Source organism: Streptosporangium fragile (genome assembly GCF_039534445.1).
Classification (GTDB): Bacteria; Actinomycetota; Actinomycetes; order Streptosporangiales; family Streptosporangiaceae; genus Streptosporangium; species Streptosporangium fragile.
Map to the genome: position 1 here is coordinate 104463 of NZ_BAAAVI010000010.1, position 24300 is coordinate 128762.

Genomic DNA, 24300 nt, shown 5'->3' on the forward strand with positions numbered 1-24300 from the left:
CGCGGTCGCGCCTCATCCGGCCCGGGTGAGCCGGTCGGCGGAGAGCCGCGGTAGCAGCGCCCGGTAGCCCTCGGCCGAGACCAGGCGCAGTTCCTCCGGGGTGATCGGGACGAGCCAGAGCCACTGCACGGAGTCGCCACCGAGGGAGAAGCCCGACAGGTCGGGCAGGCCCGGCAGCCCGGCCAGCATCACCACGCCGCCGTAGCCGGAGCCGAGCGGGAAGGTCTCCGGCCGGTGGTACCACTTGGCGGTGTGGCCGTGGCCCAGCCAGGTGACCGAGTGCCAGGGGTACTGCCCCAACCACAGGAACAACCGGGCGGCCTCGCGGGCGTCGCCCGAGGTGGCGACGGCGAGCTCCACCCGCGCGTAGGCGTCGGGCCGGTCGATGTACTGCTCCACGGTGGGCATCCGCTGACAGCTCATCCCGACCGTGGACAGGATCGTGTGATCCCTGCCGTGCGACGGTGGGCGCTCGGTGATGCCGACCGTGGGCAGCCGGTCGCCCCCGGCGTCCCAGAACCTGCCCGCAGGGCCGACCTTGCGGTCCAGGTGGCCCATCACGAACTGCTGGAACGACGCCCACGAGCCGTCCGTGCCGCGCCATTCCCAGTACGCCTGCGCCTTGGCCAGCCGGGGGGCCAGCCCGTCGTGGGCCTCCCGCAGGGACCAGGCGAACGGGGTCTCGCCCAGCGCGTCGCGGGAGTAGCCGGGCATGCCGCGTCCCAGGTCGGCCCAGCCAGGAATGACGGCGAGCAGCTCGTCGTTCTCGTACAGGGCGACGCCGTCGCCCTCCTCGAACCAGAGCGGTCGCAGGGTGCCCAGATGTGCCCTGCCGCCGGGGTGCCGGGTGTGCTCCCTGAGGGCCACCGGGGGCAGCTGGGAGTTCAGGCGCTCCGGGTCGATCACGTCCGGGGCCGGACCGTGGTTGGCCAGCCAGGCGGCTCCGTGCACCGTGCCTCCGGGCCCGCACAGGTAAGCTACCGAGGAGGTTTCGTCGCGTTCGACCACCAGGGTGCGGCTCCCGTAGGGGTTGACGTCGGTGAGCACCACCTCGACGCCGTCTCCCCGCTCTCCGGTGGGGCGGATTGTCGCCATACTTCCGGACTCTAAATCAGGGTCGAGCACCGCTTCGAGTAACCGTCGAGAGAAGGCGTTGGACTTGTCGACTGCCAGCCCGTCCGGGGCTCCCGCACCCGGCCAGCTCACTTTCGTGGCGCCGCGCCGGGCCAAGCCCGCCCGCCACCTGGCCGACCTGACCATGGCCGAGCGCCGGGCGGCGGTCGCGGAGCTCGGCGAGAAGCCGTTCCGCGCCGACCAGCTTTCCCGGCACTACTTCGAGAAGCTCAACGGCGACCCGGCGCTCATGACGGACCTGCCAGCCGCGGCCCGGGAGAAGTTCGCCACGACGCTCTTCCCCACGCTGCTGACCTCGGTCCGGGAGCTGACGACGGACGGCGGGACCACCCGCAAGACACTGTGGCGGCTGTTCGACGGCGCGCTGGTCGAGTCGGTCCTCATGCGTTATACCGACCGCACCACCATGTGCGTGTCGTCCCAGGCGGGCTGCGGGATGAACTGCCCGTTCTGCGCCACCGGCCAGGCCGGCCTGACGCGCAACATGAGCACCGCCGAGATCGTCGAGCAGGTCGTCGCGGGGGCGCGGGCGCTGGCGGCGGGCGAGGTGCCGGGCGGCCCCGGGCGGGTGAGCAACGTGGTCTTCATGGGCATGGGCGAGCCGCTGGCCAACTACAAGGCCGTGGTCGGCGCGGTGCGCCGGCTGGTCGAGCCGTCCCCGAACGGCCTGGGCATCTCCGCGCGCGGGATCACCGTCTCCACGGTCGGCCTGGTCCCCGCGATCGGCAAGCTCGCCGGGGAGGGTCTGCCGGTGACGCTGGCGCTGTCGCTGCACGCCCCGGACGACGAGCTCCGCGACACCCTGGTGCCGATCAACACCCGGTGGAAGGTCGCCGAGGTCCTCGACGCGGCGTGGGACTACGCGGCCCGGACCAAGCGCCGTGTCTCCATCGAGTACGCGCTGATCAAGGACATCAACGACCAGGAGTGGCGGGCCGACCTGCTCGGCAAGCTGGTCAGGAACAAGCTCGTGCACGTCAACCTGATCCCGCTCAACCCGACCCCGGGCTCGAAGTGGACGGCCTCCCGCCCGGAGGACGAGCGGGCCTTCGTCCGGCGCCTGGAGTTCCACGGTGTGCCGGTGACGGTCCGCGACACGCGGGGCCGTGAGATCGACGGCGCCTGCGGCCAGCTCGCCGCCGCGGAGTAGCCGGGTCGGGGCGCCGGGAGACCGGCGCGTGGGCCAGGGCCCGGGCGGCCGGGCGGCGTCGGGCTTCCCGGGCGGCCGGGCGGCGTCGGGCTTCCCGGGAGCGGTGCGAGCCGTCCCGCCGGGCCCGTGCCACGGGCCCGGCAGGAAGGGCTGCGAGCCGGGCTACGGGGTGAGGCGGTGCAGGTCCCTGGGGAACAGGGTGGTCTGCCGGATGTTGGCGGCGCCCGTCAGCCGCGAGGTCCAGCGCTCCAGGCCGATGGCGAAACCGCCGTGCGGCGGCATGCCGTGGGCGAAGGCGGCCAGGTATCCGGCGTACGCCTCCGGGTTCTCGCCCCGCGCGGCGAGCGCCGCGAGGTAGTCGGCGTGCCGGTGCAGCCGCTGCCCCCCGGTGACCAGCTCCAGCCCCCGGAAGAGCAGGTCGAAGCTCCGGGAGAACTCCGGCCGCCCGGGGTCGGGGTGGGTGTAGAAGGGACGTTTGACCATCGGATAGCCGGTGACGAACAGGAACTCCGAGCCGTGCTCGCGCAGCGCCCACTCGCCCAGCCACCGCTCGTGGGCGGGGGAGAGGTCGGGTTCGCCGCGGGGGTCCTCCCCGGTCAGCCGGGCCAGCAGTTCCTGCGCGTCGGCGAAGTGGATCGCCGGGATCTCCTCGGGTACCCGGGGCAGCTCGATCTCCAGCAGGGCCAGCGCGTCCCCGGCCCGCTCGGCCGCGGTGGCGTGCATCCCGGCCAGCGCGCGGGTGAGCACGGCCATCACATCGCGGTGGTCGTCGACGAAGCCCATCTCGGCGTCCAGGCTCGTGTACTGGGCCAGGTGCCGCGCGGTGTCGTGCGGTTCGGCCCGGAAGACCGGCCCGACCTCGTAGACCCGTTCGAAGACCCCGACCAGGGCCTGCTTGAAGAACTGCGGTGACTGCGCGAGGAAGGCGGGACGGCCGAAGTAGTCGATGCCGAAGACGTTCGCGCCGGACTCGGTCGCGGTGCCCACGATCTTCGGGGTGTGCGCCTCGGTGAAGCCAAGCCCGTCCAGCGCCGCGCGGAACCCGGCGACCCCGGCGGCGGCGATCTCGAACGGCGCCCGCAACCGCGGGTGGCGCAACGCCACCGGAGCGTGGTCGAGGACGGTCGGCAGCGTGGCCGGGACGGCGGGCCGGTACAGGTCGAACGGCGGCGGTTCCACCGCCTCGGCGAGCACCCGGACGGTGGGGGAGACCAGCTCGGCGCCGCCCGGCGCCTGCGGGTTCGCGACCACCGTGCCGGTGAGCTCGACGACGGTCTCCTCGGGGATCGCGACCGGCTCGCGGAGCACCGACTGGGCGAGTCCGGAGCGGTCACGGACGACGAGGAAGGAGACGGACTTCAGCTCGCGGCGGCGGTGCAGCCAACCGGCGAGGCGGGCCTGTTGACCGACGTGCCGTGGCAGGTCGGCGGCGAGGATTCTGTGGATCATCACATTCCTTCAGGAGCATGAACTGATCCCTTGGGAGTGCGGGCGAGAAGGGAACTCGCGGTGCCACCGCACTTTCGCCGCCGCTGCGGACGGGGTCCGTGGAGGCGGCGGCCTCGTTCTGGCCCGGTGACGGGGGCCGGCCGGCGGGGCATTGGACCGGTCGAACCCGACCTGGCCGTTCCTCCCCGCACTCGGGAGGGTCTTCGGCCCGGGGGCGCGAGACCGCCTTCGCAGCTACCGGCGGCTCTCTGACCCGCGTGGTCCCCGGCCTACTCGTCTCCGTCGACGCGTTCTGACGATCGTAGCCAATCACCCGGGGACCGGTCGAACAGGTTACGGGCGGGTGCGGCGGAGTCGTGCGTACAGGGTGATGCCCGCGGCGGACCAGAACAGCGCCGCCGCGGCCAGGGCGGGCAGGGACGCGTCGAGCGCGCCCGCGTTGGCCGCGCGCATCCAGGGCATGATCGGCACTGCGAAGGGGCCCGCGGGGGTGAGGCTGACCAGGAGCATGGCCACGTAGCCGCCGAACAGGGCCAGCATCGCGGCGGCGGGCGAGCCCAGGATCGGCCTGCTGGTGAGCGCGCCGAGCGCGGTCCCGACGCTCAGGCCGAGCGCGTGCAGCGCGATGCCGCGTACCAGGTCGCCGGGGGCGGGGGTGGCGGCGAAGCCGTGCAGCAGCGGCATGGCGACGGCGATCGCCGCCAGGCCGAGGTTGACGGTCAGCGCGGCGAGCAGCCCGGCGCCGATCTCCCGGCCCGGCCGCCCGGCGGCCGTCATCGAGATCAGCCGCTGCGTCGGCGGCTCGGTGTCGAGCGTCCCGCGGGCGGCCCAGGCGAAGACGAGGATCAGCAGCCCGGCCGAGTCGGCGTAGGAGGACAGCTCCTTGCCGGGCGGGACGAGCGTCGAGTAGAAGATCAACAGCATCGCGAAGAGCGCGATCACCGGCTGGAACAGCCGGTGCGACCGGGCGTAGGCGGCGAGCTTGAACCGTGCGAGATGGGTCACGAGGACCGCCTGGTGAGGTAGCCGTCGGCGCGGAGTTTCTGTTCCACCTCGTCGGCGTCGTCGGCGTCCACGATCACCTCGATGATCGCCTGCCGCGGCGTCCCGCCGGGTGAGGGGGCCGGCCGGGGCGACGCCTCGCGGGCTCCGGGGGTGACCGTGCCGTCGGCGACGAGCCAGTGGTCGGCGCCGGGGAGGTCCCGGAGCTGGTTCTGGTGGTCGCTGACCACGACCGTGCCGCCGGCCGCGGCGATCTCGTCGATGATGAGGGGGAGCGTGGTGCGGGTCTGCTCGTCGAGCCCGGCGAAGGGCTCGTCCAGGATCAGCAGCCCCGGCGGGGTGAGCAGCGCCTGGATGAGCCCGATCTTCTGCGCGCTGCCCTTGGACAGGTCGCCCAGCGGCTGGTCGAGCAGGTGGGTCGCGCCCAGCCGCGCGGCCAGTTCCCCGGCGGCGCCCGGGGCGGCGCCGCGGACCCTGGCCATGTGGGTCAGGTAGGCGGTGACGGTGAACGGCTGGTCGATGGGGAAGACGTCGGGGGCGTAGCTCACGGTGGACGGGCGGTCGGCGACCGTGCCGCGGGACGGCGGGACGATGCCCGCCAGCAGGCGCAGCAGCGTCGACTTGCCCGCGCCGTTGCGCCCGGTGACCTCGACGACCGAGCCGGGCGCGAGGATGAGGTCGACGTCTCGCAGAATCCAGGGTCCCCGGCGGGAGTATCTGAACGACACGGCACGAAGTCGCATAGGGGGGTAACCCTACCGTGACCCTCGCTTTTGGAAGATATGTCCTTTAAAAAGGGAGATCATCGGTTGAGAAGCGAAAGGACGCGGGTTTGGACCGCTTTCCACGGGTTCTCGGGGTGCGTACGGGATACGACCCGGATCAGGTGGACAGCCTGATCCGCCGGATCGAGGGGACCCTCGGCCGGGGCTCCCCGGACGGGGAGCCGATCACCGCGGACGAGATCCGCGAGGCCCGCTTCCGCACGAAGCTCGGCGGCTACCACGAGATCGCCGTCGACTTCGCGCTGGAGGCCTTCATCGTGGCGATCGAGGCCCGCTCCGCCGAGGCGCATCCGCCGGTGTCTCCCCTGCGCCCCGGAGTTCCCGCGGACTCCCCGCCGCCCCCGTCCGAGGTTCTCCCCGAGCCGCCGCATCCCACGGCGCCGTACGCCGACCGGGCGGAACCGGATCCGCCGTACGCCGGGCCGCCGTACGCGGATGTGCCGTACGCCGGGCCGCCGTACGCCGACGTGCCGCACGAAGCGCCGCCGCACGGTGGGGCGGCGCATGAGACGATCCCGCCCGACGAGGTGTCATACGGTCAGGTGCCGTCCGGGGCGGTGCCGTACGGTGGGGTTCCGTACGGAGACGTGCCGCCCGCGCCGCCTCCGTACGGCGAGGTGGGCGGGGTGGCCGGTACGGCCGAACTGGAGGAGCACGCCGTCCGGGTCGAGCGGGCCGCCTTCCGGCCGGGCAGGCTGGGCATGGGCTACAACGAGGACGAGGTCGACGCGTTCCTCGACCGTGTCGTGGCCACCCTGCGCGGTACCACCGACGACCCCCTCACCGCGGCCGACGTGCGCCGGGTGAGGTTCACCACCGTGCTGCTGAAGCCGGGTTACGCGGTCGGCGAGGTCGACGACCTGCTCGCCGACCTCGCGGGTGTCCTGGAGACCCACCTTGGCCGGTGAGACCCGCCTCGGCCGGCGCGGGCCCGCGCCGGCCGGCGGGTCCGTGCGGGCGCGCGCCGTCGGCGGGGCCGGGGCAGGTCAGCGGGTGCCCCAGGAGTAGGTCTGCTTGTGCAGCTTCAGGTAGACGAACGTCTCGGTGGCGCGCACGGTGGGGATGGCCCGGATCTTGCCGAGGATCTCCAGCAGGTGGAGGTCGCTCTCGCAGACGACCTCGACCATGATGTCGAGGGATCCGGCGGTCAGCACCACATAGTCGATCTCCGCGATGGCCGACAGCTCGTCGGCCACCGTCTCCAGGTCGCCCTCGCACTTGATGCCGATCATGGCCTGACGGGGGAAGCCCAGGGTCAGCGGGTCGGTCACCGCGACGATCTGCATGACTCCCGCGTCCAGCAGGCGCTGCACCCGCTGGCGGACGGCCGCCTCCGACAGGCCCACCGCCTTGCCGATGGCGGCGTACGGTTTGCGCCCGTCCGTCTGCAGCTGCTCGATGATCTGCTTGGAGATCTCGTCGAGCACGACGGGGCCTGGCCTCGCGTCGTTCTCACGGCGTACCTTGGGCGGCGTCGTCATCCGCGCTCCCTGGCGTCAGGTTTCGGGGCTGTTGCCGCCATGTTGCGGCTCCGATGCGACATGCTGTCAGCAATCGGCCTTCTGTCAAGCGATTTCGTAGCAATTTGGTATCTTAACAACGAAATCCCTTGTCGCGGGGCGTTTACTCTGTAAGAGTCGCCAGCAACTCAACCCCGATCCATAGGAGGTCGACGGTGACCATCCCGGTTGAGAACCCTGAACTCACTCATCTGCGAAACTACGTCAACGGCGAGCTCGTTGACGCCAAGAGTGATCGGTTCTCGGACGTCATCGACCCCTGCACCGGAGAGGCCTACCTCAAGGCTCCCATCTCCGGCCAGGAGGACGTCGACGCGGCCTACGCCGCCGCGGCCGCCGCCTTCGAGTCGTGGAGCCAGACCACGCCGGGCGAGCGCGCCAACCTGCTCTTGAAGGTCGCCGACGCGATCGAGGCCAGGGCCGACGAGCTGAACGAGGCCGAGTGCCGCAACACCGGCAAGCCGCGCGCCCGCATGGCCGAGGACGAGACGCCGGTCGCCGCCGACCACTTCCGCTTCTTCGCGGGCGCCGCGCGCACGCTGGAGGGGCCCACGTCGGGTGAGTTCCTGGCCGACCACACCTCCGTCATCCGGCACGAGCCGATTGGCGTCGTCGGTCAGGTCACCCCGTGGAACTACCCGATGATGATGGCGGTCTGGAAGATCGCTCCGGCGCTCGCCGCGGGCAACACCGTGGTGCTCAAGCCCTCGGACACCACCCCGGTCTCCACGGTCAAGCTGGCCGAGATCATCGGTGCGGTCCTGCCGAAGGGCGTCTTCAACGTCGTCGTCGGCGACCGTGACACCGGCGCCCTGGTCGTCGGCCACCCGACCGCGCAGATGGTCGCCATCACCGGTTCGGTCGGCGCGGGCATGGCCGTGGCCAGGAGCGCCGCCGACGACCTCAAGCGGGTCCACCTGGAGCTCGGCGGCAAGGCCCCCGTCATCGTTTTCGACGACGTCAAGGACCTCAAGGCCGCCGCCGCGTCCATCGCCACCGCGGGCCTGTACAACGCCGGCCAGGACTGCACCGCCGCCTGCCGCGTGCTGGTCCACGAGGACGTCCACGACGAGTTCGTGGCCGCGCTCACCGAGGCCGCGGCCGGTACCGTCACCGGCGACCTCGACACCGAGGACGCCCTGTACGGCCCGCTCAACAACGCCGGCCAGCTGGCCCGCGTCCAGAGCTTCTTCGAGCGCGTCCCGGGTCACGCCAAGGTCCTGACCGGCGGCCGGCGGGTCGGCGACAAGGGCTACTTCTTCGCCCCCACCGTCGTCGACGGCCTCCAGCAGGACGACGAGATGGTGCAGAACGAGATCTTCGGCCCGGTCATCACCGTCCAGACCTTCTCCGACGAGGCCGACGCGGTGGCCAAGGCCAACGGCGTCAAGTACGGTTTGTCCGGATCGGTGTGGACCTCTGACCACGGCCGGGCGATGCGGGTGTCCAACCGCCTCGACTTCGGCGTGGTGTGGGTGAACACCCACATCCCGTTCGTCTCGGAGATGCCGCACGGCGGCTTCAAGCACTCCGGTTACGGCAAGGACCTGTCCGTCTTCGGACTGCACGACTACCTCCGCGTCAAGCACGTCATGCACTACATCGGCGAATAGCCGCGAACAGAGGGATAAGCCTGGGATGACCAAGATCAAGGTGAGTATGGGGACGGCACCCGCCGTCTCCGGCTCGCCCACCGTGCCCGCGATCGAACTTGACGGGGTCGTCAAGGAGTACCTCTCCCACGGCGAGGTCGTCCAGGCGGTCAAGGGAGTAACCCTGACGATCGCCGAGGGGGAGTTCTTCTCCCTCCTCGGCCCCTCCGGGTGCGGCAAGACCACGACCATGCGAATGATCGCCGGGTTCGAGGATCCGTCGCGGGGCAGGGTCTCCCTGCACGGCCGGGACGTCACCCACGTCCCCCCGAACAAGCGCGACGTGAACATGGTGTTCCAGTCCTACGCGCTCTTCCCCCACATGAGCGTCTGGGAGAACGTCGCCTTCGGCCTGCGGCGCAAGAAGGTCCCCGACTCCGAGATCAAGCACCGCGTCGGCGAGATGCTGGAGATCGTCGACCTCGTCGGGCGCGAGAAGCGCCGGCCCCGCGAGATGTCCGGCGGCCAGCAGCAGCGCGTGGCCCTGGCCCGCGCCCTGGTCAACCGGCCCCGGGCGCTCCTGCTCGACGAGCCGCTCGGCGCCCTCGACCTCAAGCTCCGCCAGGCCATGCAGATCGAGCTCAAGCGCATCCAGCGTGAGGTCGGCATCACCTTCGTCTACGTCACCCACGACCAGAGCGAGGCGCTCACCATGAGCGACCGCATCGCCGTCATGCACGACGGCCTGGTCGAGCAACTCGCCTCGCCCCGCGAGATCTACGAGCGCCCGGCCACCGCCTTCGTGGCCGGTTTCATCGGTACGTCCAACCTGATCAGCGGCACCGTCGACGGCATCACCTCGGGCTTCGCGATGCTCAAGCTGGGCGAGGGCGACCACGTGCTCGTCGAGGGTGACTACCGGGCCGGCGACCCGATCGCGATCACGGTGCGCCCCGAGAAGATCAGGATCTCCACGGAGGAGCCTACCGGAGATGTCAGCGTCGTGCGCGGCACCGTCTCCGAGGTGGTCTACCTGGGCCTCTACAACAGCTACGCGGTCCGCCTGGCCAACGGCGCCGAGGTGACCGTCTTCCAGCAGAACGCGCTCGACAGCACCAGCACGGCGGAGCGTGGCGACGCCGTGTGGTTGTCGTGGCAGCCGCAGCACTCGTACGCGATCGGAAGTTGAATCCTGCTATGCACTACCGCACGAACCCCGCCTTTCTGCGTGGCATGACGCAGAGCCGCTCCGTCACCCGTCGTGACGCCCTGCGTCTGGCGGGGCTGTCGGCCGCAGGCCTCGCCCTGTCCGCCTGCGGCGTGCAGGGGCAGAAGGCCGAGGCGCCGAAGAAGGACGCCGTGGCCGAGTACTGGGCCAGCAAGAAGAAGAACGGCACGCTGCGCTTCGCCAACTGGCCGCTGTACATCGACAAGGACGGCAAGAAGTACCCGTCGCTGGAGATGTTCACCGCCGACACCGGCATCCAGGTGACCTACCAGGAGGCCATCCAGGACAACGGTTCGTTCTTCGGCAAGGTCCAGCCGCTGCTCGCCGCCAACAACGACATCGGCTACGACCTGATGGTCATGACCAACGGCCTCCACCTCGGCAAGGCCATCGCGCTGGGCTACCTCGTCCCGCTGGACCACTCCAAGCTGCCGAACTTCGCCGCCAACGCCGCGCCGAAGGTCAAGAACCCCACCTGGGACCCGAACAACACCTACACGCTCCCGTGGACGGTCGGCCTGACCGGCATCGCCTACAACCCCAAGTACGTCGACGAGGTCAAGAGCATCCAGGACCTCTGGAACCCCAAGTACAAGGGCAAGGTCGGCATGATGGCCGACGCCCAGGAGATCGCCAACTTCGGCATGTTCTCCCTGGGCATCGACCCCGACAAGTCCACCGAGGCCGACTGGAAGAAGGCCGGGGCGAAGCTCCAGGAGCAGCGTGACGCCGGGCTCGTGCGCAAGTACTACGAGAACGACTACGTCGACGCGCTCGCCCGGGGCGACGTGTGGATCACCATGGCCTGGTCCGGCGACATCTTCCAGCAGGTCGCCGAGGGCAAGGACCTGAAGTTCGTGGTGCCCGAGGAGGGCGGCACGATCTGGACCGACAACATGTGCATCCCCAAGACCGCGCAGAACCCGGTCGACGCCCTGACGCTGATGGACTACGTCTACCAGCCGAAGATCGCCACCATGCTGGTGGAGTACATCAACTACATCACCCCGGTGCCCGCCACCAAGGACCTGGTCCTCGCCGACGCCGCCAAGGCCAGCGGTGACGACAAGGCGGCCCTGGAGCAGATCGCCAACAGCCCGATGATCTACCCCTCCGAGTCCGACATGGCCAAGCTGCGGTCGTACAAGGCGCTGACCCCGGCGGAGGAGAAGGTCTTCGAGGACATCTTCCAACCGATCACCCAGGGTTAGCCGATGACCGAGCGAATCGGGCGGGAAGGGGCGAGCGGCCGGTGAAACGTCTCGCCCCCTACCTGCTCATCCTGCCCGGCGGCCTGTGGCTGGCGATCTTCCTGGTGGTGCCGATGGTCTTCATGGCCTCGGTCTCCACCCAGGAGGGCGACGTGGTCAACGGGTTCGTCCAGACGTTCAACTTCTCGATGTACGGCGACGCGCTGGTGCAGTACCAGACGCAGTTCCTGCGCTCGGCCGGGTACGGCCTGGTCGCCACGATCATCTCCGTCGCGCTGGCCTATCCGATGGCCTACTGGATCGCGTTCAAGGGCGGCGACCGCAAGTCCACCTACCTGCTGCTGGTGCTGCTCCCGTTCTTCGTGTCGTTCGTGCTGCGCACCGTGTCGTGGAAGTTCCTGCTGGCCGACAACGGCATGCTGCTCGCGCCGCTGAAGTCGGCCGGCCTGCTGCCCGAGGACTTCCACGTGCTGCAGACGACGGTGGCGGTGATCGGCGGCCTGGTCTACAACTACCTGCCGTTCATGATCCTGCCGATCTACGTGGCGCTGGAGCGGGTCGACCCCCGCGTGATCGAGGCCGCCCAGGACCTGTACGCGTCCAGGCGTGAGGCGTTCACCAAGGTCGTGCTGCCGCTCTCGCTGCCGGGCGTGTTCGCCGGGGTGCTGATGACCTTCGTCCCGATGACCGCCGACTACGTCAACGCCGGCATCCTCGGCGGCCCGGAGAACACGATGATCGGCAACATCATCCAGACCGAGTACCTGGTCAACAACGACTACCCGACCGCCGCCGCGCTGTCGTTCACGTTGATGGCCGCGATGCTGATCGGCATCTTCGCCTACGCCAAGGCGCTCGGCACCGAGAACGTGCTGGAGGCGGCGGCCCGATGAGCGCTCCATCCGTCGCCGCGCCGAAGAAGACGGTGAAGAAAGCGGTGAAGGTCGCGGGCCGGCGGCGGCTCGGCGACCGGCTGCTCCGGGCCTACACCTGGCTGATCATCGCCTGGCTGTTCCTGCCGATCGCCGTCATGATCGTGTTCGGCTTCAACGACACCCAGAGCAAGTCGAACGTGACCTGGCAGGGCTTCACCCTCAAGTGGTGGGGCCGGCTGGACGAGTACCCCCAGCTGATGGAGGCGGTGACCAACTCCCTCTGGATCGCCGTGCTCTCCACGCTGATCGTGACGGTGATCGGCACGCTCATGGGCCTGGCCCTGGGCCGCTACCGGTTCCGCGGGCAGGGCGCCACCAACCTGGTGCTGTTCGCCGCGATCGCCTCGCCCGAGCTGGTGATGGGCGCCTCGCTGCTCTCGCTGTTCATCAGCGTCGGCGTGAAGACCGGCTTCGCGACCGTGGTCATCGCGCACGTGCTGTTCTCGCTGTCCTTCGTGGCGATCACCGTGCGGGCCCGGGTGGTCGGCCTGGACCCCTCGGTCGAGGAGGCCGCACGCGACCTCGGCGCGTCCACCTGGGTGACGTTCTGGCGGGTCACCTTCCCGATGATCCTGCCCGGTGTCGTCTCCGGCGCGCTGCTGGCCTTCGCGCTGTCCGTCGACGACTTCGTGATCACCCAGTTCACCAGCGGGGCCACCCAGACGTTCCCGCTGTGGATCTGGGGTGCGACCCGAATCGGGGTGCCGCCGCAGGTCAACATCCTCGGAACGCTTATATTCGCGGTAGGCGTCGTGATCGCGGTGGTCAACACCGTCAGCTCGCGTTCGCGCCGCCGCACCTAAGCTGCCGTCAAGCCCCGTGCCGTCATCGGGCGGCACGGGGCTTCGGTGTACCCGGATCCTCGGCAGAGAACAGGGAGGCGAGATCGGATCCAGGCGGGGGGAACCCGCGCGTGATCTCCACGAGCACGCGATACACACCAAAAAACAGAACACCTGACTCACCGTAGGGAAGTGAGATTTGTGGATCCGCTGAAGGCTCTTGCTGACGCGGAGCGCAAGCCGTACTGGCTCGACAGTCCGGCGAAACCCGAGCCGCTCGCGCGGCTCTTCGGCACCACCACCGCCGATCTCGCGGTCGTCGGCGGCGGCTTCACGGGGCTCTGGACGGCCCTGATGGCCAAGGAACGCGACCCGTCCCTCGACGTCGTCCTGCTGGAGGGGCGGCGGATCGGCTGGGCCGCGTCCGGCCGCAACGGCGGCTTCGCGATGGCCACGCTCACCCACGGCATCGCCAACGGGTTGGAGCGCTGGCCGGACGAGATCGCCACCCTCGAACGCCTCGGCGTCGAGAACCTCGACGAGATCGGCGAGACCGTCGCCAGGTACGACATCGACTGCGGATACGAACGCACCGGCGAGCTGAACGTGGCCACCGAGCCGTGGCAGCTGGCGGAGATGAACGAGAGCCTGGAGATCGCCCGCGAGCTGGGCGTCCGCATCGACGTCCTCGACCGCGACCAGGTCCGGGCGGAGGTGAACTCGCCCACCTACATCGGAGGCCACTGGGATCGCGACGGCTGTGCCATGCTCGACCCCGCCCGACTCGCCTGGGGGCTCCGGCAGGCCTGCCTCTCCCTGGGCGTGCGCGTCTACGAGCGCACGCCGGTCCGCACGATGAAGGACACCGGGGCGAGCCTCGACCTGCTCACCCCGCACGGCACCGTCAGAGCGCGCCGGGTCGCACTCGGCACCGGGGTCTTCCAGCCGCTGCTGCGGCGGCTGAAGCACTTCCTGGTGCCGGTCTACGACTACGCGCTGATGACCGAGCCGCTCTCCGCCGAGCAGCTGGCCTCCGTGGGCTGGCGCAACCGCCAGGGCGTCGGCGACTCGGCCAACCAGTTCCACTACTACCGGCTGACCGGCGACAACCGCATCCTCTGGGGCGGCTACGACGCGGTCTACTACAACGGCGGCAGGATCAAGCCCGAGTACGAGCAGCGCGACGAGACCTTCGTCAAGCTGGCGGAACACTTCGCGGCGACGTTTCCCCAGCTCTCCGGGCTGCGCTTCACCCACCGGTGGGGCGGGGTCATCGACACCTGCAGCCGGTTCAGCGCCTTCTTCGGCCACTCCCACGGCGGACGCGTCGCCTACGCCGCCGGCTACACCGGCATGGGCGTCGGCGCGACCCGGTTCGGGGCCAACGTCATGCTCGATCTGCTCGCCGGGGAGCGGACCGAGCGGACCGAGCTCCGGATGGTCAAGGAGAAGCCGCTGCCCTTCCCGCCCGAGCCGGTCCGTTCGGCCGGGATCCAGATGACGCGCTGGTCGATCGCCCAGGCCGATCTTCACGAGGGCCGCCGCAACCTCTGGTTGCGCACCCTGGACAAGATGGGCCTCGGGTTCGACTCCTAGGCGGCGCCCGGCCCCCGCCGTCCGGGCGGGGGCCGGGTGGGGGGCCGGGTGGCGGTCGTGTTCCCGCCGCCGGGGAACCGGGTGCCCCGGCCCCGGGCACCGGCCGTGTCCCACGGGGGCGGGAGGGATCGCGTCTGGCCTTCCGCCGCGCCGCCCGTACAGACTTGGGGTCATGTCCGAAAAGGTGAAGTTCACCGTCGACGGGATCACGCTCGTCGGCGACCTGCGGGTCCCGGCACGGCCGGGACCGCACCCCGCGCTCGTCCTCACCGGGCCGTTCACCGGCACCCGGGACCAGGTCACCGGCCGGTACGCCGCCCGCCTGGCCGAGTCGGGATACGTGACGCTGGCGTTCGACCACCGCAACTGGGGCGAGTCGGGCGGTGAGCCGCGCAACCACGAGGATCCGCAGGGCAAGCTGCACGACCTGCGGGCCGCCGTCTCGCTGCTGCGCTCGCGTCCCGAGGTGGACGGCGACCGGGTCGGCGCGGTCGGGATCTGCCTCGGCGGGGGCTACGCGCTCAAGTTCGCCGCGTTCGACCCCCGGGTCAAGGCGTTCGCGGGCGTCGCGGGAGCCTACAACAACCCCTACGACATGCGCGCGGGGATGTCCCCCGCCGGGTACCAGGGCATGCTCGCCTCCTTCACCGGGGCACTGGAGCGCCAGGACCTGGGCGGCCCGGTCGAATACCTGCCCGCGGTGGCCGAGGAGGGGGAGGCGGCCATGCCGGGCGACGAACCGTTCGCCTACTACGGCACCTCCCGGGGCGCCTCGGCGCACTGGCGCAACGAGGTGACCCGCGCCTCGCTCCGCGAGCTGGTCACCATGGACAACATGACGGGCGCCGACTTCCTGTCGCCCAAGCCCGGCCTGATCGTGCACGGCATCGTCGACCGCTTCTGCTCGCCCGAGGACGCGGAGAAGGCCTACCGGCGGATGGACGAGCCCAAGCGGCTCGTCTGGCTGGACGCCCGGCTCCACATCGACCTCTACGACACCGAGCCGCACGTCACCCGGGCGGTCGAGGCCGTCGCGGCGTTCTTCGGCGAGCACCTCTGAGCGCCGTGTACGTTCTGGGACTGGACGTCGGAGGCACGTCCTCACGCGCGCTCCTGCTCGACCCCTCGGGGCGGCGGGCCGGATACGGGAAGGCCGGGGGCGGCAACCCCGCGGCCCACGGCAACGAGGTGGCCGTGGCCAACGTCGGCAGGGCACTGGAGCTCGCCCTCCGCGGCGTGGACCCCGCCCTGGTGGCCGGGGCGGTCGTCGGGATGGCCGGGCGCGGGGCCCTGGACCGGTCGGTGTTCGACCCGATGTGGGCCTCCGCCGGGCTGCGCGCCGTGCCCCGGCTCACGAGTGACCTGGGCATCGCCTTCGCCGCCGGCACGGCCGAGCCTCGCGGCACCGTGCTCATCGCCGGCACCGGGGCCATCGCCGCCAGGATCGAGGACGGCGAGCCCACGATGATCGCCGACGGGCTCGGCTGGCTCCTGGGCGATGAGGGGTCGGGTTTCTGGCTGGGCAGGGAGGCGGCCCGCGCCGCCGCCCACGCCCTCGGCCGCGGCCGGGTCACCGGGACGCTCACCCGCCTGGTCGCGGAGGCCCTGCTGGAGGGCGACCCGCTCCCACCCGTCCCGCCCGTGTCCGAGCTCGGCGGCGGGAGTCCGGGCGCGGCCGGGGAGACGCGGGCGCTGGCGATCCGCCTGGTGGTCCGGGCGCAGTCGCGTCCCCCGCTGGAACTGGCCCGGCTCGCCCCGCTCGTCGGCCGGGCCGCGGAGGAGGGCGACCCGGCCGCCCTGGAGATCGTCTCCACCGCCGCCCGCCTGCTCTGCCGGACGGTGGCCGAGGTGCGCCCGGCGGGCGAGACCACCCCGGTGGTGCTGGCCGGGAGCGTGCTGACCAGCGGGGGACCGGTCTGCGCCGCCGTACGCGAGGGGCTGGGCGCCTCGACGGCCCTGGCGGGTGACGGGGCCGGTGCGGCGGCGTGGCTGGCGGGCCGCGAGGCGTTCGGGTGGGATCCGGGGACCGCCGCCCGGCTGCACGCCCGGATCGTCTCCGGCGACTGAGCCCACCCGCCCCGCACCCCGGCCGGCCCCCGGAGGCGGCCGGGGTCACTCCGGAAGGCGGGGCCGCCGGATCTTTGGGATGACGGGGAACCGCCCCCGCCCGCTACCGAAGTTCCGGCCCGTACATCGATCGATGTACGCCCGGGATGGACCCGTGTGACGATGCCGCCCGGTCCGCCGGGCGAGATCGTTGACCTGTGACAAGCCGTCGTATCAACGTGCTCGACGTGCTCCGGGGGGTCGCCATCGTCGGCACCCTGGGCACGAACATCTGGATCTTCACCAGTCCGGGCGGTCCCGCGGACGTCATGTCCGCCCTGGGCCGGCCGGAGGCACTGGAGACCTTCCTCCGCTCCCTCACCAACGGCAAGTTCCTCGCGCTGCTCACCCTGCTGTTCGGGGTCGGGCTGGAGCTGCAGTACCGCTCGGCCGGGCGCCGGGGCGCGCCGTGGCCCGGCTGGTACCTGTGGCGGGCCGGGCTGCTCTTCGTCGAGGGCCTGATCCACTACGTGTTGATCTTCGAGTTCGACGTGCTCATGGGGTACGCCGTCACCTCGATCGTCGTGGCGTACCTGATCGGCCGCAGCGACCGGGCCGTCAGGATCTGGATGGTCACCGTCGGGTCGGTCTTCGCCGCCGCGATCGCCCTGCTCACCGCCGGCATGCTCGCCGGCGGGACGGGCGCGGGCGGGCCCGCGGAGCCGTCCACCCTCTTCAGTCAGGGCTCCTACCCGGAGCAGGTCGCCGCCCGGATCCAGCTCGCCGGTCTCTACCGGCTGGAGGCCGTCCTCATCGTCCCGCTGGGCATCGTGCTGTTCCTGCTGGGCTCGCGGCTGATGCGCGCCGGGGTCTTCGAGGACTCCGGGCGGGGCGCCGCGCTCCGCCGCAGGCTCATGGTCGCCGGGCTCGCCGTGGGCCTGCCGCTGAACCTGCTCACCTCCTTCGCCGGGCCCGGATGGTTCCTGGTCGACCGCTACCTGCTGCCGCCGCTGGTGGCGCTGGGACTGCTCGGCCTCGTCGCGGCCGTCACCCAGCGGATGACCGGTGCCCCCGGCCCGCTCAGGCGGGGCCTGACCAATGTCGGCCGTACCGCGCTGAGCTGCTACGTCCTCCAGAACCTGGTCGCGTCGGCGCTCTGCTACGGCTGGGGGCTCGGGCTGGCCGCCAGGCTCGACGGTCTGCGCCCGTGGTGGGTCCTCGCGGCCTGGGCGGGCATCTGCGCGCTCCTCATGGCGCTGTCGACGCTGTGGCTGCGGCGCTTCCGGCGTGGGCCGATCGAGGCCGTCTGGCAGTGGGCGTACCAGGCCCCCCAGAGGCTGTCCGAAAAGTCTGATAAAGCAGTGAAAAATTACGTCGGCAGTTAGGGGCGGGTTTGACGCGGAGGGTCACCGGCACGGTCGCCGCCCTCCTGCCGGCCTTTTTCGCACTCGTCGACGCCCCCTGGCGGCGTCCGAGGACCGTCACGCCGCCTCCGGCGCCGCGATCACGCTGGCCAGCGGCGTCGGGCTCGCCCTGCTCGGCCCGCTGATCGCGAGCCGCTCGGAGGCGATCATCCGCCTGCTCCCGGGTGGTGGGCGCGCGGGCCGCGCCGCGACCGACCGGGAGCGGGCGGCACCCGGTCGGCTCACCGGCCGTCCGAGGGGGCGCGGCGGCCGATGATGGGGCGCAGGACGTCGAGCACCGTCGCGTCCTCGATGGTCGACGGGACGGCCTCGTCGAGACCCTCGGCGAGGCCGCGCATGGTCTTGCGCAGGATCTTGCCGGACCTGGTCTTCGGCAGCGCCGGGACCACGTCCACCTGCTTGAACGCCGCCACGGCGCCCACCTGGTCGCGGACGGCCTGGACCAGCTCGGCCCGCACCGTGTCGGGGTCGGCGGTCACCCCGCTCTTCAGCACCACGAAACCGCGCGGGACCTGGCCCTTCAGCGCGTCGGTCACCCCGATCACCGCGCACTCGGCCACCGCCGGGTGCGCGGCCAGCACCGCCTCCATGGAGCCGGTGGACAGCCGGTGCCCGGCCACGTTGATCACGTCGTCGGTGCGGCCCATCACGAAGAGGTAGCCGTCCTCGTCGAGGTAACCGCCGTCACCGGTCAGGTAGTAGCCGGGGAAGGCCGACAGGTAGGACCGCACGTACCGCTCGTCGTCCCGCCAGAGCGTGGGGAGCGTGCCGGGCGGCAGCGGCAGCCGTACGCAGATCGCCCCCTCCTCGCCGGGGGCGCACTCCTCGCCCGTGGGGCGCAGCACGCGCACGTCGTAGCCGGGCACGGGCACGGTGGGGGAGCCCGGCTTGACCGGCATGGGCGCGAGGCCGCGCAGGTTGGCGGCGATGGGCCAGCCGGTCTCGGTCTGCCACCAGTTGTCGACGACCGGGACGCCCAGCTTCTGGGTGGCCCAGTGGTAGGTGTCGGGGTCCAGACGCTCGCCGGCGAGGAACAGCGTCCGCAGCGACGAGACGTCGTGGTCGTGGAGCAGGGCCGCCTCCGGATCCACCTTCTTGATCGCCCGGAACGCGGTCGGCGCGGTGAACAGCGCGTTCACCCGGTGCTCGGCGATCACCCGCCAGAACGCGCCCGCGTCGGGGGTACCGACCGGCTTGCCCTCGTACAGCACGGTGGTGGCGCCGCGCAGCAGCGGGCCGTACACGATGTAGGAGTGGCCGACCACCCAGCCGACGTCGGAGGCCGCCCAGAACACCTCGCCCGGCGCGATGTCGTAGACGTTCGCCATGCTCCACAGCAGCGCCACCGCGTGCCCGCCGTTGTCGCGGACGATGCCCTTGGGCCGGCCGGTGGTTCCGCTGGTGTAGAGGATGTAGAGCGGGTCGGTCGCCTTCACCGGCACGCATTCGGCGGGCTCGGCCCGCGCGCTCGCCCAGTCGACGTCCCGGCCGGGCACGAGCTCGGCGCGGGCCTGCTCGCGCTGGAGGATCACGCAGTGCGCAGGCCGGTGCCCGGCCAGTTCCAGCGCGGCGTCGAGCATCGGCTTGTACGGCACCACGCGGGACGGCTCGATCCCGCAGGAGGCCGAGACGACGAGCTTGGGCTGCGCGTCGTCGATCCTGGCCGCCAGCTCCTTGGGCGCGAACCCGCCGAACACCACCGAGTGCACGGCCCCCAGCCGCGCGCACGCCAGCATGGCGATCACCGCCTCCGGGACCATCGGCAGGTAGATCACCACCCGGTCGCCCTGCTCCACGCCGAGCGAGCGCAGCACCCCGGCGAAGGCGGCGACCTCGTCGCGCAGCTCGGCGTAGGTGTAGCTCCTGCCGGTGCCCGTCACGGGGCTGTCGTAGACGAGCGCCGGCCGGTCGCCGTGCCCCGCCTCCACGTGCCGGTCGAGCGCGTTGTAGCAGGTGTTCAGCTCCCCGCCGGGGAACCAGCGGTAGAAGGGCGGTGCCCCCGCGTCGAGCACCTGGCGGGGCTCGCGGGTCCAGGTGACCGCCTCGGCGGCCCGGGCCCAGAAGCCCTCGGGGTCGGTGATGCTGCGGGTGAAGGCGTCAGCGTACGACATCAGGCCATCATGCTCTCTGGTCAAGCGCTCGGTCGAGACACCCCTCCGGCCGTGTCGCCGGTCAGGTCGTGGGCCCACGGCGGGTTGGCCCCGGCCACCGAACAGGTGAACGCGGCGACCCGGGCGGCGAAGGCGGCCGCCTCGGCGGCCTCGGCCAGGTCGAGGGCGTCCAACCGCCCGCCGAGCAGGCCGCGGGTTCCCAGCCGGTGCAGCAGCCCCGCGGTGAAGGAGTCGCCGGCGCCCACGGTGTCGACGACGTCCACGGGCGGCGCGGGCACCGTCGTCCGCTCCCCGCCGACGGAGACGAGCGCGCCCAGCGGGCCGCGGGTCACCACGATCAGGCGGGCGCCGGCCGCGTGCCAGGCGTCGCAGACCTGCCCGGCGGGCTCGCCGGGGTGGATCTGCTCCAGGTCGTCATCGCTCAGCTTGACGATGTCGGCCAGCGCGCACCACCGGGGCATCCGCTCCCGGTAGAGGCCCAAGGGGACGAGCCCGGCCCGCACGTTCGGGTCGACCGAGACGGTGACGCGGCCCGCGACCGCCGCGAGCAGGTCCTCGACGTTCTCCGCTCCCGGCGGGCGGACCAGGGCCAGGGAGCCGGTGTGCAGGCAGGAGACCTCACCGACCCGCTCGGCGGTCAGCTCGGCCGGGCTCCACGCCCAGTCGGCGGCACCCTCGGCGTGGAAGGAGTAGCGGGCCTGTCCCGACTCGTCCAGGGTGGCCACCGCCAGGGTGCTCGGCTCGGTGGCGGCGACGCAGCCGGTCAGGTCGACTCCCGAGGCGGCGAGGTGGCCGCGGAACAGGGCGCCGAAGGAGTCGTCCGAGAGACGTCCGAGGAAGCGGGTGGGCGTGCCGAGGCGGGCCAGCGCCACCGCCGTGTTGGCGGGGCCGCCGCCGGGCAGGACGCGCAGGGCGAGCTCGCCGGCCGGGGCGCCGGGGGTCACGAAGGCGTCGGCGACGCACTCGCCGAGCACGGCGACCTGAGGAGAGGGCATTGTCCCGCCTTTCCGAAGGCATCACGGGAAACGATCCGGCCACGTTTCCGGCTGGTTACAGATATAGGCCATTGACGTTTCCTCCCGCGGAGTCCATCATCCATGGCAGCGGATGTCAACGTTGACATATGTCAACGTTGACATCATCGGCCCCCCACCTGAACAGGGAGTACCTCATGTCTCGTAGCATTCGCACCGGCGGCGCATTGGCGACCTGTGTCGCCGTGGCCGCGGTCACCCTGACGGCCTGCGGCGGGGGAGGCACCGGGTCGAGCGGCGGCACCGGAGGCGGTGGCACGTCGGAGGTCAAGGTCGGTCTCATCACCAAGACCGAGACCAATCCCTTCTTCGTCAAGATGAAGGAGGGCGCCACGAGCGCGGCCAAGGCCGAGGGCGCGGAGCTGATGACCGCCGCCGGCAAGTTCGACGGGGACAACGCGGGCCAGATCACCGCGGTCGAGAACATGGTCGCGGCCGGGGTCAAGGGGATCCTCATCACGCCGAGCGACTCCAAGGCGATCGTGCCCGCCCTGGAGAAGGCCCGTTCGGCGGGCGTGATGGTCATCGCCCTGGACAGTCCCACCGAGCCGCAGAGCGCGACGGACGCGCTGTTCGCGACCGACAACTTCAAGGCCGGTGAGCTCATCGGCCAGTACGCCAAGGCCGCGATGGCCGGCAAGCCCGCGAAGATCGCGACCCTGGACCTCGCGCCCGGCGTCGCGGTCGGCAAGCTCCGCCACGACGGGTTCCTGAAGGGCTTCGGCATCGCCGAGGGAGACCCGGCCATCGTCTGCTCCCAGGACACCCAGGGTGACCAGTCCAAGGGCCAGACCGCCATGGAGAACTGCCTGCAGAAGGCACCCGACATCAACGTGGTCTACACGATCAACGAACCCGCCGCGCTCGGCGCCCACACCGCGCTGAAGGCCAAGGGCCGCGACAAGGACGTGCTCGTGGTCTCGGTCGACGGCGGGTGCACCGGGGTCAAGGCCGTGCAGAGCGGGCAGATCGCCGCGACCTCCCAGCAGTACCCGCTGAAGATGGCCGAGGACGGCGTCAAGGCCGTCGTCACCTACGCCAAGGGCGGGACCAAGGCCTCCGGCTACACCGACACCGGGGTCACCCTGATCACCGACAAGTCCGTCACCGGCGTCCAGGCCAAGGACACCGCCTTCGGCCTGCAGAACTGCTGGGGCTGATCGTCATGACCGTGACCACAGCGCCCGCACCCGCCAAGCCGCCCGCCGCTGAGCCGTCGACCCTGCGCAGGGTGCTCACCACGCCGACCGTCGGCCCGCTGGTGGCGCTCCTGCTGGCCTGCGCCTTCTTCTCCTTCAACAGCGACCAGTTCCTGACCGGCGGCAACTTCTCGCTGATCATCCAGCAGGTGATGGTGGTCGGCACCCTGGCCATCGGCCAGACGCTGATCATCCTCACCGCCGGGATCGACCTGTCGAACGGCGCGATCATGGCCTTCGGCGGCATCCTGATGGCCAAACTGGCCGCCGACGGCATCGTGCCACCGCTGGTCGCCGTGCTCCTGGGCCTGCTGGTGTGCGCCGGGTTCGGCGCGCTCAACGGGGTGCTGGTGACGACCGTCCCGCTGCCGCCGTTCATCGTCACGCTCGGCATGCTCAACATCGTCTTCGCCCTGACGCACATCTACTCGCAGGACCAGACCGTGACCGGCCTGCCGGGCCAGATGACCTTCCTCGGCGAGACCTTCCGGATCGGTGACACCAATGTCACCTACGGCTCCGTGGTGACCATCGCGCTGTTCCTGCTGTTCGCGTACCTCCTCAGCCAGACCGCCTGGGGCAAGCACGTCTACGCGCTGGGCAACAGTCCCGAGGTCGCCCGCCTCACCGGCATCCGCACCAGCCGGCTCACCATCGGCGTCTACACGCTGGCCGGCCTGGTCTACGGCATCGCGGCGCTGCTGCTGGTCTCCCGTACGGGTGTCGGCGACCCGCAGGCGGGGCAGACCGACAACCTCGACAGCATCACGGCGGTCGTCCTCGGCGGCACCAGCCTGTTCGGCGGCCGGGGCACCGTGATCGGCACTCTCATCGGCGCCCTGATCGTGGGCGTCTTCCGCAACGGTCTGCAGCTGATGGGCGTGGCGTCCATCTACCAGACCCTGATCACCGGCGTGCTGGTCATCCTGGCCGTCACCGTCGACCAGCTCTCCCGCAGGAGGATTCTATGAACGACGTTCCGCGCAGCGGCGACCCGCGCGACGCCGACCCGGGCTTCGGTAACCCGCGCGGCGCCGACCGGGGCGTCGGCGCTCCGGGTCTCGGCGCTCCGGGCGCCGGTAATCCGCGTCTCGGCACCCCGGGCGCCGGCGGCCCGCGTCCCGGAACCCCGGTCGCCGAGGTCCCCGCGGCCCGGGTCCCGGAGGCCGAGACCCTCGGCTCCGGCACGCCGGTCCTGCAGGCGCGCGGCCTGGTCAAGCGCTACGGTCACGTGACCGCCCTCGACGGCGCCGACTTCGACCTGATGGCCGGTGAGGTGCTCGCCGTGATCGGTGACAACGGGGCGGGCAAGACCAGCCTCATCAAGGCGCTGACCGGCGCGCTCCAGCCGGACGAGGGGGAGATCCTGCTCGACGGGAAGCCGGTCCGCTTCCGCGGCCCCCTCGACGCGCGCAGGCACGGCATCGAGACCGTCTACCAGGACCTCGCGGTCGCCGCGTCGATGGACATCGCCAGCAACATGTTCCTGGGCCGCGAGGTCCGCCGCCCCGGCCCGCTGGGCATGTTCTTCCGGATGCTCGACAAGAAGCGGATGCGCGAGGAGTCGTCCCGGCACATGGCCGACCTCAAGATCGGCCTGCGTTCCCTGACCCAGCCCGTGGAGTCCCTCTCCGGAGGTCAGCGCCAGGGCGTGGCCGTGGCCAGGGCGGTCGCCTGGGCCCGGCACGTGGTGGTCATGGACGAGCCCACCGCGGCGCTGGGCGTCAAGGAGTCCGGGCAGGTCCTCGACATGATCCGCCGGGTGCGGGACAAGGGGCTGCCGGTGATCCTGATCAGCCACAACATGCCCCACGTCTTCGAGATCGCCGACCGGATCCACGTCCAGCGGCTGGGCCGCCGGGTCGCGCAGATCAAGCCGGGGGACTTCAGCATGGCCGAGGTCGTCGCGATCATGACCGGGGCGATGCGCCTGGACACCGAGCGGGGCGCGGTCGTCGCCGACCAGGAAGCCGCCCACGCCATCGGTCTCTCCTGACCGAATCATCGGCGCATCTTGGCCGACGCGGCGCCCGGTGGGCCAAGGCTTGACCAGGCCTTAGCCTGGTGGTGACGCCGCGTCGCCCGGGATCCGATGAGAAGAA

The 24300-nt window shown here is 71.3% G+C and carries 21 protein-coding genes; 14 read left to right on the top strand and 7 right to left on the bottom strand.

Annotated features, from left to right (window positions below; genetic code table 11):
* Positions 1–12: 12 nt before the first annotated feature.
* Positions 13–1095 carry a suppressor of fused domain protein gene (locus ABD841_RS09305; RefSeq protein ID WP_344969773.1) on the bottom strand — a complete coding sequence of 361 codons (1083 nt, stop codon included), beginning with the start codon at positions 1093–1095 and terminating at the stop codon, positions 13–15.
* A gap of 64 nt (positions 1096–1159) precedes the next feature.
* Here ABD841_RS09305 and rlmN point away from each other — a divergent pair, with 64 nt between their 5' ends.
* Positions 1160–2284 carry a dual-specificity RNA methyltransferase RlmN gene (rlmN, locus tag ABD841_RS09310; RefSeq protein ID WP_344969774.1) on the top strand — a complete coding sequence of 375 codons (1125 nt, stop codon included), beginning with the start codon at positions 1160–1162 and terminating at the stop codon, positions 2282–2284.
* A 162-nt stretch (positions 2285–2446) separates the two neighbouring features.
* Here the strand turns inward: rlmN and aspS are convergent, their stop codons facing one another.
* The 3 genes from aspS to ABD841_RS09325 form a co-directional block, all read right to left on the bottom strand.
* Positions 2447–3733 (bottom strand): aspartate--tRNA(Asn) ligase, encoded by a 1287-nt coding sequence (aspS, locus tag ABD841_RS09315; protein ID WP_344969776.1) that lies wholly within the window; start codon positions 3731–3733, stop codon positions 2447–2449.
* 333 nt (positions 3734–4066) lie between these two features.
* Positions 4067–4738: a hypothetical protein gene (locus ABD841_RS09320; RefSeq protein ID WP_344969778.1), complete on the bottom strand. Its 672-nt coding sequence runs from the start codon at positions 4736–4738 to the stop codon at positions 4067–4069.
* On the bottom strand, positions 4735–5478 hold the full coding sequence (locus tag ABD841_RS09325) for an ABC transporter ATP-binding protein (RefSeq protein WP_344969779.1): 744 nt from the start codon (positions 5476–5478) through the stop codon (positions 4735–4737). Before ABD841_RS09325 ends, ABD841_RS09320 begins: the two co-directional genes overlap by 4 nt.
* 89 nt (positions 5479–5567) lie before the next feature.
* Here ABD841_RS09325 and ABD841_RS09330 point away from each other — a divergent pair, with 89 nt between their 5' ends.
* Positions 5568–6428: a DivIVA domain-containing protein gene (locus tag ABD841_RS09330; RefSeq protein WP_344969781.1), complete on the top strand. Its 861-nt coding sequence runs from the start codon at positions 5568–5570 to the stop codon at positions 6426–6428.
* Between the two features lie 78 nt (positions 6429–6506).
* Here the strand turns inward: ABD841_RS09330 and ABD841_RS09335 are convergent, their stop codons facing one another.
* Positions 6507–7001 (bottom strand): Lrp/AsnC family transcriptional regulator, encoded by a 495-nt coding sequence (locus ABD841_RS09335; RefSeq protein ID WP_344969783.1) that lies wholly within the window; start codon positions 6999–7001, stop codon positions 6507–6509.
* A 194-nt stretch (positions 7002–7195) separates the two neighbouring features.
* On the opposite strand from ABD841_RS09335, the gene ABD841_RS09340 reads away from it, so the two are divergent.
* From ABD841_RS09340 to ABD841_RS09380, 9 genes are all read left to right on the top strand, one after another.
* Positions 7196–8653 (top strand): gamma-aminobutyraldehyde dehydrogenase, encoded by a 1458-nt coding sequence (locus ABD841_RS09340; protein WP_344969785.1) that lies wholly within the window; start codon positions 7196–7198, stop codon positions 8651–8653.
* 25 nt (positions 8654–8678) lie between these two features.
* Positions 8679–9821, top strand: a complete 1143-nt coding sequence (locus ABD841_RS09345; protein WP_344969786.1) for an ABC transporter ATP-binding protein — start codon at positions 8679–8681, stop codon at positions 9819–9821.
* Positions 9822–9829: 8 nt separating this feature from the next.
* Positions 9830–11071, top strand: a complete 1242-nt coding sequence (locus ABD841_RS09350; RefSeq protein ID WP_344969788.1) for an ABC transporter substrate-binding protein — start codon at positions 9830–9832, stop codon at positions 11069–11071.
* A gap of 41 nt (positions 11072–11112) precedes the next feature.
* Positions 11113–11964: an ABC transporter permease gene (locus ABD841_RS09355; RefSeq protein ID WP_344969790.1), complete on the top strand. Its 852-nt coding sequence runs from the start codon at positions 11113–11115 to the stop codon at positions 11962–11964.
* Positions 11961–12809: an ABC transporter permease gene (locus tag ABD841_RS09360; protein ID WP_344969791.1), complete on the top strand. Its 849-nt coding sequence runs from the start codon at positions 11961–11963 to the stop codon at positions 12807–12809. Before ABD841_RS09355 ends, ABD841_RS09360 begins: the two co-directional genes overlap by 4 nt.
* A gap of 180 nt (positions 12810–12989) precedes the next feature.
* Positions 12990–14384: an NAD(P)/FAD-dependent oxidoreductase gene (locus ABD841_RS09365; RefSeq protein WP_344969857.1), complete on the top strand. Its 1395-nt coding sequence runs from the start codon at positions 12990–12992 to the stop codon at positions 14382–14384.
* A gap of 172 nt (positions 14385–14556) precedes the next feature.
* A complete protein-coding gene (locus ABD841_RS09370) occupies positions 14557–15444 on the top strand; it encodes an alpha/beta hydrolase (protein ID WP_344969793.1) in 888 nt (295 codons plus the stop codon).
* 5 nt (positions 15445–15449) lie between these two features.
* A complete protein-coding gene (locus tag ABD841_RS09375; protein WP_344969795.1) occupies positions 15450–16451 on the top strand; it encodes an N-acetylglucosamine kinase in 1002 nt (333 codons plus the stop codon).
* Between the two features lie 197 nt (positions 16452–16648).
* Positions 16649–17815, top strand: a complete 1167-nt coding sequence (locus ABD841_RS09380) for a DUF418 domain-containing protein (protein ID WP_344969796.1) — start codon at positions 16649–16651, stop codon at positions 17813–17815.
* A 260-nt stretch (positions 17816–18075) separates the two neighbouring features.
* Here the strand turns inward: ABD841_RS09380 and ABD841_RS09385 are convergent, their stop codons facing one another.
* Both ABD841_RS09385 and ABD841_RS09390 read right to left on the bottom strand, forming a co-directional pair.
* Positions 18076–19965 carry a propionyl-CoA synthetase gene (locus ABD841_RS09385; protein ID WP_344969798.1) on the bottom strand — a complete coding sequence of 630 codons (1890 nt, stop codon included), beginning with the start codon at positions 19963–19965 and terminating at the stop codon, positions 18076–18078.
* A gap of 20 nt (positions 19966–19985) precedes the next feature.
* Positions 19986–20960 (bottom strand): carbohydrate kinase family protein, encoded by a 975-nt coding sequence (locus ABD841_RS09390; protein WP_344969800.1) that lies wholly within the window; start codon positions 20958–20960, stop codon positions 19986–19988.
* Positions 20961–21136: 176 nt separating this feature from the next.
* On the opposite strand from ABD841_RS09390, the gene ABD841_RS09395 reads away from it, so the two are divergent.
* Genes ABD841_RS09395 through ABD841_RS09405 form a run of 3 tightly spaced genes read left to right on the top strand, consistent with a single transcriptional unit; the run spans position 21137 to position 24194 of the window.
* The gene (locus ABD841_RS09395) at positions 21137–22159 is read left to right on the top strand and encodes a sugar ABC transporter substrate-binding protein (protein ID WP_344969801.1); all 1023 of its coding nucleotides are present in this window, start codon (positions 21137–21139) and stop codon (positions 22157–22159) included.
* Between the two features lie 5 nt (positions 22160–22164).
* Entirely contained in the window at positions 22165–23169 is a 1005-nt protein-coding gene (locus ABD841_RS09400; RefSeq protein WP_344969803.1) for an ABC transporter permease, read from the top strand.
* Positions 23166–24194 (top strand): ATP-binding cassette domain-containing protein, encoded by a 1029-nt coding sequence (locus ABD841_RS09405; protein WP_425581964.1) that lies wholly within the window; start codon positions 23166–23168, stop codon positions 24192–24194. The genes ABD841_RS09400 and ABD841_RS09405 overlap by 4 nt, the downstream gene beginning before the upstream one ends.
* The last annotated feature ends 106 nt before the right edge of the window (positions 24195–24300 follow it).